Origin of the sequence: Yoonia sp. (genome assembly GCF_046292185.1) — a bacterium.
Lineage (GTDB): Bacteria > Pseudomonadota > Alphaproteobacteria > Rhodobacterales > Rhodobacteraceae > Yoonia.
Map to the genome: position 1 here is coordinate 18373 of NZ_JBKBQY010000041.1, position 9831 is coordinate 28203.

Below are 9831 nucleotides of genomic sequence, written 5' to 3' on the forward strand. Positions count from 1 at the left end.
TCCGATTCCTGTCATCATTCTGTTGTTTCTCTTCGGTGTTTTCTAAACACCTTTGGAACTCACAAAGTCGCAGAGGCGCAGAGCAGAGGCTCGGCGCCTTTTTCAATTCCGGTCCGGTTCTGGCGGGTACCTGGTAAAAACCGCCCGTATCTTGGAACCTTTCTTGGTGCAGCGGCGTTACCCGGTAAGCCGTGGACAGTTATATGCAGAGTGATATGCCTTATTGTGGCCCAGCGCCGAACCCCGCAGACTGGTTTTTTGTATGGAATTTCGATCCGTTCCTGATCACGGTACTGGGTGCGTTCCTGATCGGCGGTGCCTTTGCTTGGGCCGGTGCAACGAAACACCGTCAACGTGCGCTTGGTTTCGCTGGGGGCGCCGCAGTCGTGGCCTTCGTGTCGCCGCTTTGCGCCATGAGCGTGGCGCTGTTTTCGGCTCGCACCATTCATCATCTTGTCGTCTTCGGCGCGCTGGCACCGGCGCTGGCGATCGCCTTTCCCATGCGCAGATTCCCGATGATGGCCGCGTTTGTAGGCCTGTCCGCTGCATTGTGGCTATGGCATGTACCTGCCGTTTACAGCGCTGCATGGCAATCAGTTGCCGTTTACTGGGCGATGCAGACCGCCCTGATCCTGCCTGCCTGGGCATTCTGGTCGGCGGTGCTGCGAACGCGGGATCATACTGTCGTTGTCTGGCTTGTGGCGCTGGTCGGCCAGATGGGGCTGCTTGGCGCGCTTTTGACCTTTGCGCAGAACCCATTTTACCTTGAACATCTGTCCCATGCAGAGCGTTTCGGGCTTAGCGCGCTGGAAGATCAACAGCTTGCCGGGTTGATCATGTGGGTGCCGGGGATGCTGCCGATTGCGGCTGTTGCAGGGTTGCTGGCCTTGCGGTTGTTTCGTGAAGGTCTGCGCGCATGATCGCCACCCTCAAGGCGCTGCATATATCGGCGCTGTCGGTCTGGTGTGCGGGACTGATCCTGCTGCCGGTGCTGATGCATATCTATGGTCGTCGGGATGAGATGAAAACACAGGCAGGGTTCACCGAATTCCGCTGGCTGACGCATTACAGCTATACTGCCGTGCTGTCGCCTGCTGCTGTCATCGCGGTCGCTGCGGGCACCGTTCTGATCTTTGCGCTGGAAGTGCTGGATATCTGGATGATGGCCAAGCTGGTCGCGGTTGCCGGTATGGTCTTGCTGCATGTCTGGCTGGGTCATCTGATCGTGGTCGCTGGCGAAGAACACGGGGCGTTCCGGATGCCGCCTGCAGGGCTGGCCTTGCTCGGCATCATCCCTTTGATCGCGTTGGTGCTGTGGTTGGTCCTGGCCAAACCTTCGCTGGATGAACTTACCGCCCTGCTGCCCGCAATTCTGCAAGAACCGCGTGGCAATGAGATACCCGCCGGATGGGACCCGCTATGAAGCGTGCTGTCATCCTTGTCACCGCAATGCCTCTCGCGGCCTGCGATACGCCCTTGTCCACATTGGCCCCTGCGGGACCGGTCGCCACCGATATCGCCTGGCTTTGGTGGGTGATGCTGGTGGGGGCCGCGCTGATCACGGCGCTGGTGGTCGTGCTGCTGATTCTCGCTTTTCGGCGACCATCCGACACCGGCGCCCGAATCTGGACCCATGGTCTGGGCCTCTATTTCTCGCTGACGGTGCTGACCCTGCTTCTGGGTGCCGGCCTCTGGGTCGGGGAACGCATCCAGCCGCGTGACGACGACGCCGTCACCGTGCACGCCCACGCCTTTCAATGGGGTTGGGAATTCAGCCATGAAGGGCCGGACGGCGACATGGTCGAAAGCACCGATCTGTTGCACATCCCTGCCAATCGCTCCGTCGACGTGCTGATCACCTCCGAGGATGTGATCCATTCCTTCTGGGTGCCGCGTCTGGCCGGTAAGATGGACGCAATTCCCGGCCGTACTAACCGCGCGCGATTAATGGCCGATGCGCCGGGGGAATATGACGGACTTTGTGCCGAATTCTGCGGGCTGGATCACGCGGGCATGCGGTTTTCCGTGCAGGCACACGCCGACTGGCCCCCAGACCTGAGCGAGGCAGAGCAATGACCGACACAGCCGTTACCGCCGCCGAACAGGAAAATGCCGCCACCGCCGAGCTGGCACGCAATCGGCCGCAACGCGCCTTGCACTTGCATCGCGAACTGGGCCGCGTCTGGGCCAATGACAAGGGTCTTTGGGGGCAGATCACGGCGGTCAGCCACACCACGCTCGGCTTGCGGTTCATGGCGACGGCCTTCGTGTTCTTTGCCATCGGCGGCATTCTGTCGATGCTGATCAGGGCGCAGCTGGCGACGCATGACGGGGCGTTTCTGGATACAGAGATCTATAACCAGATCTTTACCATGCATGGCAGCATCATGATGTTCCTGTTCGCCATCCCCATGCTGGAAGGGCTGGGGATCTGGCTGTTGCCCAAATTGCTTGGCACCCGCGACATGGCCTTTCCTCGGCTGACGGCCTTGGGGTATTGGTGTTACCTTTTTGGCGGGCTGATCATGCTGACAGCACTGCTGTTCGGCGTCGCCCCGCGCGACGGCTGGTTCATGTATACGCCGCTGTCGAGCGCGGCACACAGCCCCGGCATCAATGCCGATGTCTGGTTGCTGGGCGTCACCTTTGTCGAGATTTCCGCCATCGCCGCGGCGGTGGAGATTACTGTGACCATTCTGCGCCAGCGCGCGCCGGGGATGAAGCTCACGCAGATGCCGCTGTTCGCGTGGTATATGCTGGGGACCAGCGTGATGATGCTGGTGGGCTTTCCACCGCTGATCGCGGGGTCTGTGCTACTGGAACTGGAACGCGCCTTTGACTGGCCTTTCTTCGAGGTCGCGCGCGGCGGTGATCCGCTTTTGTGGCAGCATCTTTTCTGGTTGTTCGGGCATCCGGAAGTGTACATCATCTTTCTGCCCGCCGCCGGCGCAATGTCGATGATCATCCCGGTGATGTGCCGGACGAAAATTCTGGGCTACGGCGCGATTGTCGCTGCGGTCCTCGGGCTTGTCTTTCTGTCGTTCGGGTTGTGGGTGCATCACATGTTCACCGTGGGTATCCCGCATATGGCGCTGGCATTCTTTTCTGCCGCATCCGTGCTGGTCGCCGTGCCGACGGGGGTGCAGGTCTTTGCCTGGATCGGCACAATGTGGAAGGGGCAGCCGCAATTGCATCTGCCGATGTATCATATCCTCGGGTTCTTTCTGACCTTCGTCATGGGCGGGCTGACCGGCGTCATGCTGGCGATCGTGCCGTTCAACTGGCAGGCACATGACACCGCCTTCGTCACCGCCCACCTGCATTACGTGCTGATCGGCGGCTTTGTCTTTCCGATGATGGCGGCAGCGACCTACTGGATGCCGCTGATCACCGGCAAATCGCGGATCAAGGGGCTGGGCGAGACAGCGTTCTGGGTCATCCTGATAGGCTTTCACGGCACGTTCTTCATCATGCATCTGACCGGCTTGCTGGGGATGCCGCGCCGGGTGGACATCTATCCCGACAATCCTGAATGGGTGTGGCTGAACCTGACCAGTTCTGTCTTCAGCTTTGTGCTGACTATCGGCTTTGCCATGTTCGCGCTGGATCTTCTGTTGCAGATCACTTTGGGAAAACGCCAGCGTCGCGATCCGTGGGAGGCCCCGACGCTGGATTGGGCGATGCCTGTCCCGTCGCCCAATTACAACTTTTCATCGCTACCAACGGCGCGGCATCTGGATCGCCCGGCGCGTGATATTATCCTGCCGCTTGCGCGCGGAGAAGGCGCCTTGCCCGGTGCCCCGCGTGACAGGCGTGAACTTCTTGTCACACGCGCCATCGCGGCAGAGCCTGATCACGTCGCTATCCTGCCCGGAAACACGGCCCTGCCCTTGGCGTTATCGGCAAGCATATGCGCCTTTGTTCTGCTGATGCTGGGTGGCATTTATCTGATGGCCGCCTTCGCCCTGATCCCGGTCGCCGCGCTGATCTGGCTTTGGGGGCGCGGCATGGCCCCTGCCGGAGATATGAGCCCGGTCGAGATTGCCCCCGGAACGATCCTGCCCGTGCATCACCGGGCGCGCCAAAGCCTTGGGCAAAGCGGCCTGATCACCCTGCTGGTTGCCGACGGCACGCTGTTTGCGTCGCTGATATTCGGGCTGGCATTTCTATCCGTCGTAACCCAAGGGCCAACGGCCCCGGTGGCGGGGGCGGAAAATATCGCAACGCTGATCGGGTTGGGGATCATCGCCCTCGCCCTGATCGCGGCGGCATGGGTGGCGACCGGGGCATCGCGCAGCGCGGCGCTGATCGGCGTGGTGCTGAACGGCGTTGCGCTGGTCGCGCTGGTCTGGCTGTCATGGACGCAGATGGACGACGCCAAAACCCATGCGCGCGACGCATTGCGCGCGGTCGTCGCGGGTTATGTCGGGCTGCATGTCATCACAGCCTCCGGTATGGCCGCCTTTGTCGCCAACCAGCACGCGCGGGGCGAGATTGATCAACAGACGCCAGGTGCACATCCCGCATGGCGGGCATGGCAAGGCTTTACCGCGGCGACCGCCCTGCTCGCGATGGTCATCGTTCTGGCGCAGGCACTGGCATGAGGTGGCTCGCGCTCACACTTGCCGGGCCGATGATCTGGGCGGCAACCTTTACACTGGTCTATGCGTTACATGGTGCCTTCTGCGCAGGAATCACGGGGCCGGAAGGTCTAGGGATCACCTCGCGCATCCTGTTGATCACAAGCTGGACTGTGGGTCTTGCCGCCTTTGTACCACTGTTCATGGCCTTGCAGAAAGGCCCGGACCTGAGTGCCCGTTTGCCGCGCTACGGGACGTGGATCGGATTGGTGGCGACGCTGTATACGCTTTTCCCCGTAGCCATCACCACAAGTTGCTAGCACGTCATGCAAGAAAATCGGTAGCACCTTGTCTGGTGAATCTCTGCATGGGCGGACTTGCTGTATTAGCCGGCCTTTGCTGTCACCGATGGTGGATCGCTATTGCCAAAGCAAACTTTATACCGTTCCCGAAAACGAACAGGTCGAGGTTATCAAACGCCAGGCGTGCACGGGTGGGGGCAGCGCCTTGCCCCCCGTGCTGTGCTGTTCATCTTGCCAATGCTGCGCCGGTCAGCGGATCAATTCTGACATCGACCTTGCGGTTGTCAGCGGTGTAATATTCGACGTCCCAGTAGCCGTCATCATCCCAATCTACCTCATCGATCCATTGGACATCGTCGGATTGTTCAACCATGGCGATGATTTCGGACAAAGGCAGCGCATTTTCCGGCGGTGGCGTGTCGGCCAGTACCGGGCTGGCTGCGATAATTGCGGCAATAGAACCGCCGATCATAGTATTTTTCATTTCCGGTCTCCTTGGTTACAGAATCTATCTAAGACCTGCCGAGAAGGTTTCAACCAATGCGCGGGCCGGTCAGCGGATCGCCGGTTCTGCGGAAAGTCATGTTTGCCGCCTGCATGGCGGTCGCGGTGATATCGACGGCGGTCAGCCCCGCCTCTGCGTACATCACGTCTGGCGCAGCATGGTCGATGTAACGGTCCGGCAGCGTCATCGTGCGGATCTGACAGCGCCCGTCCAGCAAACCGTCATTGGCCAGGTCATGCAGAACCATGGCACCGAAGCCGCCCTGCGCGCCCTGTTCCACCGTGACCAACGCCTTGTGATGGCGTAACAACTGCCGGATCAGCGCACGGTCCAGCGGTTTGGCGAAACGGGCATCCGCGATGGTGACGGACAAACCTTGCGCCGCAAGCTGGCGGGCCGCCTTGTGACATTCATCCAGATGCGCGCCAAAGGACAACAGCGCGATATCGCTCCCTTCCTGCACGATGCGGCCCTTGCCGATCTCGATGATCTCGCCGCGTTCGGGCAGGGTCAGCCCCACACCTTCCCCACGGGGATAGCGAAAGGCGATTGGCCCTGCGTCATAATCCGCCGCGGTGTGCACCATACGCATCAGCTCCAGTTCATCCCCCGCGGCCATCACGACCATATTGGGCAGGGCGGACAAATAGCCGATGTCGAACGATCCCGCATGCGTCGGCCCGTCGGCACCCACGAGCCCGGCCCGGTCAATCGCGAAACGCACCGGCAGGTTTTGCAGCGCCACATCATGGACAATCTGGTCATAACCGCGTTGCAGGAAAGTCGAATAGATCGCACAGAATGGCTTTAACCCGCTCGCCGCCATACCAGCGGCAAAGGTCACGCCATGCTGTTCGGCGATGCCCACATCGAAAACGCGGTTCTTGAACCGCTGACCCATGATATCAACCCCCGTGCCATTCGGCATCGCGGCGGTGACGGCAACGATACGCGGATCATGCTGCGCCTCGACCGTCAGGGCAGTGCCGAAAATCTTGGTATAGCTCGGCGCATTGGGGCGCGATTTGGTCTGTTCACCGCTTGCAACGTTGAACTTGGCAACACCGTGATATTTGTCCGCGCTTTGTTCGGCGGGGGCATAGCCTTTGCCCTTTTTGGTGCAGACATGGATCAGCACGGGGCCGGTCGCGCGTGTTCTGGCGGCGCGCAGGACCGGCAAAAGCTGGGTCATGTCGTGACCGTCAATCGGACCAATATAGGAAAAGCCAAGGCTTTCGAACAATGTACCCGCATTGCCCGATTGGACGCCTGTCACCAGCTGCCGCGCGCGGCGGGCATGGTCGCGGATCGGGCCGGGTAAAACCGCCTCGAACCCTGCGGCCATCTTGTGCAGATCACCCAAGGGGGATGCATAAAGACCCGACAGATATTTGGACATCGCACCGACAGGCGGCGCGATGGACATCTCATTGTCGTTCAGGATCACGAACAACCTCCGGCCTTCGGACCCTGCGTTGTTCATCGCCTCATAAGCCATGCCCGCGCTGATCGACCCATCACCGATCACGGCAATGGCGTCGCCAGTGGGCATCCCCAGATCGCGACCGACGGTGAAACCAAGGGCGGCAGAAATCGAAGTGCTGGAATGGGCCGCCCCAAACGGGTCGAATTCGCTTTCGGCGCGCTTGGTGAAACCGGACAGCCCACCTTCCTGACGCAGGGTGCGGATACGGTCCCGCCTGCCGGTCAGCACCTTATGCGGGTAGCATTGGTGCCCCACGTCAAAGATCAGCTTGTCACGTGGCGTGTCAAACACGGCGTGAATGGCGACGGTCAGTTCGACCACACCGAGCGATGATCCCAGATGGCCCCCCGTTTCGGATACCGCGGAAATCACTTCGGCGCGGACATCATCGGCCAGACTGGTCAGTGCGGCATCGCTCATCCGTCGCAGATCGGCGGGGCCTGCGATACTGTCGAGAAACGGTGTTGATGGACGATTTGTCATGATGGCACCTTTGCTATGAAAAAAACGTCGCAAGTGGGGTGAACCGCTTGCGACGCTAGTCTCCTGTAGCCAACAGGAAGGGAACTGGGGCTTTGGGCCCCAATGACGGACCGACCAGGGAAAGGTGATCCGACAGCGAAGGATCAGGCAAGGCGTCGCGTTATGCCTGATCCAAGGGTTTATCAGTCAGCGACCGGGACGACTTCGTCCGTGACAGGCTCGTCCGGCATCGGCTCTGCAACTGCTTCCACCGCAGGGGCGGGGCGGTTGATCGGGTCCGGGGCCATGCGTGCTTCTTCCGGCAGGGCGCGCCCCACCGCGGCGAATGCCGCGATAAAGAACCATATCCCCAGAACCACAATCGCTGCATAGCCCGCACCTTTGAGCATCAGAAAGGTGACGTCGGCGGACAGCCTGCTTTTGGTGTTCACGTCGAGGATGTTGTCGTTTTTCATCATCTCTCTCCTCAGTTTACTGGCGCGTAGCCATGGATTTGCGCCCAGACAAACCAGTTGTCCACGACAGTGCCGGACAGCAGTATCCCGATGCCGCCAGTCAGCGGGGTCAGCACTGCAAACCACCAGGCCCAGCGATGGATGCCTTCCATCGTAGCGTTAAAGCCCATGGTCCAGCGCCAGAACAGGGCAGCCCGTTCCGATGCTGTGCCACGGTCCACGATCTGTTCGATTTCGCGTTCACCGCCAAAGCGGCTGACCGCCAGGATCGTTGCCCCATGCATGGCGAACAGCAAGGCCGAGCCATAAAGGAACACGATCGAAAGCGCGTGGAACGGATTGTAGAACAGGTTGCCATGCGTGATCGAAAACAGGTTGGTCCAGTCAAGGTGCGAAAAAATACCGTAAGGGACCGCCTCGCTCCATGATCCCATCAGGATCGGACGGATCAGGTTCAGCACAAAGATCAACCAGAGCAGCGCGGCAAAGGCATATGCCACGTGCAGGCCCATGCCCAGCGCCTTGGCGCGCTGATAAGTGTGCGTCCACCATGCACAGCACCCGACCAGAAAGAAGAAGCTGGCGATCAGCCACCATCCGCCTTCTTCCAGCGGCGCAAAGCCAAGCCCATAAGCAGGCGAAGGCGGCTCCAGCGACAGCCAGAACAGATCGCGGAAGAAAAGTCCCGGGCTATAGCCAACCTGCGCCCAGAAGTTCATCCCGATGATGAAGAACCACGCCGCAAAGCCGGCCACCGCGACAAATCCGTAGGACCCAAGGTGGACGGGACCGACCTGCGCGTTGCCAAACAAGCCAAAAAGGCTGGAGAAGCGGGCGCTCTTGGTGCGTTCGCGCATCGTCGTGTCGTCTGCTACCACCCCCATTTCTGCGGGGCCCTGTACCTGGACTTGCGTGAAGATATTCTGATATTCAGCCATTTTTCATACCCTCCTACAGGTCTACCCACCAAGGCAGTTCATAGTACCAATCCCACCAGACGATCCATTCCTCGAACCAGATGGTGCCAGAGATGACGATGCAGACCGCGCTCCAGAACCCGGCCATCAGGGCCAGAAACAGACCAAGGCGGTGGATGCCGAGTGGCCCGATCGAATAGCCGATCAGATCGCGAAAATAGGTGTCTTCATGGTCAGGCGAGGCGATTGTCTTCGATCCCCTGCCGGTGTTGACCGCCGACAGAACCAGCGATCCGTGCAGCGCCAGGGCAACGGCAGTGACCCAGAAGAAACTGATCGCGACCATATGCGCCGGGTTGTAATGGAAGTTGCCATAGGCATAGCCCACGTTATTCACCCAATCGAGGTGGCTGAAAATTCCGTATGGAAAACCATGCCCCCAGGCCCCCATCAGTACCGGACGAATGATGACCAGCGTGACATAGGCAAGGATTGCCACGCCAAAGGCGAATGGCACGTGATAGCCGATGCCAAGTTTGCGGCAGATTTCAACCTCGCGCATCATCCAGCCGACGAAAGCGCCAACCGCGCTGATCGTGATGATCTGCCATAGGCCGCCGTCCAGCAAGGGCGCGGCACCAAGTCCGTAATCCAATGGTGGCGGGTTGATCGAAATCAACCACGGGTTCCATGTCGGGCCTTGGCTGGCCCCGTAAAATATCAATATTGTCCCAAGGGCTGCGAAAAAGAACGTCACGACTCCAAAGAAGCCAACGTAAAATGGCCCCACCCAGAAGTCGAACAGATCTCCGCCTACCAAGGTCCCGCCACGGACCCGGTATTTTCTTTCGAAGCTGAGCTGTGCCATCTTCATACTCCATATGTCTACAGGCCCTGCATCCCCGTTCGGGTGCGCCCTGTGAGCGTCAATGTCGATGTTTGCTGCGGGCGGATCAGAACCCCGCCCGGAGCGATGTCATATGAAAACGCAGATCAGCCGCCAAAGGCGCGCTGGAACCAGTTGGTGCTTTCATTGCTCAGCAGGACGAGGTGAATCATCACTGCCAGCAGGAAAAGGAACACGCCCTGTGCCACGAAAACGC

The 9831-nt window shown here is 60.0% G+C and carries 11 protein-coding genes; 5 read left to right on the forward strand and 6 right to left on the reverse strand.

Annotation, left to right across the window (positions count from 1 at the left end; all coding sequences use genetic code 11):
- Window positions 1-203 precede the first annotated feature (203 nt).
- From ACK4TM_RS09325 to ACK4TM_RS09345, 5 genes are read left to right on the forward strand one after another with little or no spacing between them, the layout of a single operon-like run.
- A complete protein-coding gene (locus tag ACK4TM_RS09325; protein WP_409700155.1) occupies window positions 204-920 on the forward strand; it encodes a cytochrome c oxidase assembly protein in 717 nt (238 codons plus the stop codon).
- Entirely contained in the window at window positions 917-1423 is a 507-nt protein-coding gene (locus tag ACK4TM_RS09330; protein WP_409700158.1) for a CopD family protein, read from the forward strand. Before ACK4TM_RS09325 ends, ACK4TM_RS09330 begins: the two co-directional genes overlap by 4 nt.
- Window positions 1420-2076 carry a cytochrome c oxidase subunit II gene (coxB, locus tag ACK4TM_RS09335; protein WP_409700161.1) on the forward strand — a complete coding sequence of 219 codons (657 nt, stop codon included), beginning with the start codon at window positions 1420-1422 and terminating at the stop codon, window positions 2074-2076. The genes ACK4TM_RS09330 and coxB overlap by 4 nt, the downstream gene beginning before the upstream one ends.
- Window positions 2073-4604, forward strand: coding sequence for a cytochrome c oxidase subunit I (gene ctaD, locus ACK4TM_RS09340; protein ID WP_409700164.1), 2532 nt, complete (start codon window positions 2073-2075; stop codon window positions 4602-4604). The genes coxB and ctaD overlap by 4 nt, the downstream gene beginning before the upstream one ends.
- Window positions 4601-4900: a hypothetical protein gene (locus tag ACK4TM_RS09345; protein ID WP_409700167.1), complete on the forward strand. Its 300-nt coding sequence runs from the start codon at window positions 4601-4603 to the stop codon at window positions 4898-4900. Before ctaD ends, ACK4TM_RS09345 begins: the two co-directional genes overlap by 4 nt.
- Window positions 4901-5108: 208 nt before the next feature.
- Here ACK4TM_RS09345 and ACK4TM_RS09350 read toward each other — a convergent pair whose 3' ends face one another.
- From ACK4TM_RS09350 to pufA, 6 genes are all read right to left on the reverse strand, one after another.
- Window positions 5109-5366, reverse strand: a complete 258-nt coding sequence (locus ACK4TM_RS09350; RefSeq protein WP_409700170.1) for a PepSY domain-containing protein — start codon at window positions 5364-5366, stop codon at window positions 5109-5111.
- 49 nt (window positions 5367-5415) lie between these two features.
- Window positions 5416-7356 carry a 1-deoxy-D-xylulose-5-phosphate synthase gene (gene dxs / locus ACK4TM_RS09355; protein WP_409700172.1) on the reverse strand — a complete coding sequence of 647 codons (1941 nt, stop codon included), beginning with the start codon at window positions 7354-7356 and terminating at the stop codon, window positions 5416-5418.
- A gap of 182 nt (window positions 7357-7538) precedes the next feature.
- The gene (gene pufX, locus ACK4TM_RS09360) at window positions 7539-7811 is read right to left on the reverse strand and encodes an RC-LH1 core complex protein PufX (protein ID WP_409700175.1); all 273 of its coding nucleotides are present in this window, start codon (window positions 7809-7811) and stop codon (window positions 7539-7541) included.
- An 11-nt stretch (window positions 7812-7822) separates the two neighbouring features.
- Window positions 7823-8749 carry a photosynthetic reaction center subunit M gene (gene pufM, locus ACK4TM_RS09365; protein ID WP_409700178.1) on the reverse strand — a complete coding sequence of 309 codons (927 nt, stop codon included), beginning with the start codon at window positions 8747-8749 and terminating at the stop codon, window positions 7823-7825.
- A gap of 13 nt (window positions 8750-8762) precedes the next feature.
- On the reverse strand, window positions 8763-9596 hold the full coding sequence (gene pufL, locus ACK4TM_RS09370) for a photosynthetic reaction center subunit L (RefSeq protein WP_409700181.1): 834 nt from the start codon (window positions 9594-9596) through the stop codon (window positions 8763-8765).
- Window positions 9597-9721: 125 nt separating this feature from the next.
- A partial coding sequence (pufA, locus tag ACK4TM_RS09375; RefSeq protein ID WP_409700188.1) for a light-harvesting antenna LH1, alpha subunit occupies window positions 9722-9831 on the reverse strand: 110 nt, incomplete at its 5' end.

Bases quoted from the DNA above. Each gene is read 5' to 3' on its own strand.
- ACK4TM_RS09345 (WP_409700167.1), top strand. From the start codon at position 4,601: ATGAGGTGGCTCGCGCTCACACTTGCCGGGCCGATGATCTGGGCGGCA.
- ctaD (WP_409700164.1), top strand. From the start codon at position 2,073: ATGACCGACACAGCCGTTACCGCCGCCGAACAGGAAAATGCCGCCACC.
- ACK4TM_RS09325 (WP_409700155.1), top strand. From the start codon at position 204: ATGCAGAGTGATATGCCTTATTGTGGCCCAGCGCCGAACCCCGCAGAC.
- ACK4TM_RS09350 (WP_409700170.1), bottom strand. From the start codon at position 5,366: ATGAAAAATACTATGATCGGCGGTTCTATTGCCGCAATTATCGCAGCC.
- pufL (WP_409700181.1), bottom strand. From the start codon at position 9,596: ATGGCACAGCTCAGCTTCGAAAGAAAATACCGGGTCCGTGGCGGGACC.
- pufX (WP_409700175.1), bottom strand. From the start codon at position 7,811: ATGAAAAACGACAACATCCTCGACGTGAACACCAAAAGCAGGCTGTCC.
- dxs (WP_409700172.1), bottom strand. From the start codon at position 7,356: ATGACAAATCGTCCATCAACACCGTTTCTCGACAGTATCGCAGGCCCC.
- pufM (WP_409700178.1), bottom strand. From the start codon at position 8,749: ATGGCTGAATATCAGAATATCTTCACGCAAGTCCAGGTACAGGGCCCC.
- ACK4TM_RS09330 (WP_409700158.1), top strand. From the start codon at position 917: ATGATCGCCACCCTCAAGGCGCTGCATATATCGGCGCTGTCGGTCTGG.
- coxB (WP_409700161.1), top strand. From the start codon at position 1,420: ATGAAGCGTGCTGTCATCCTTGTCACCGCAATGCCTCTCGCGGCCTGC.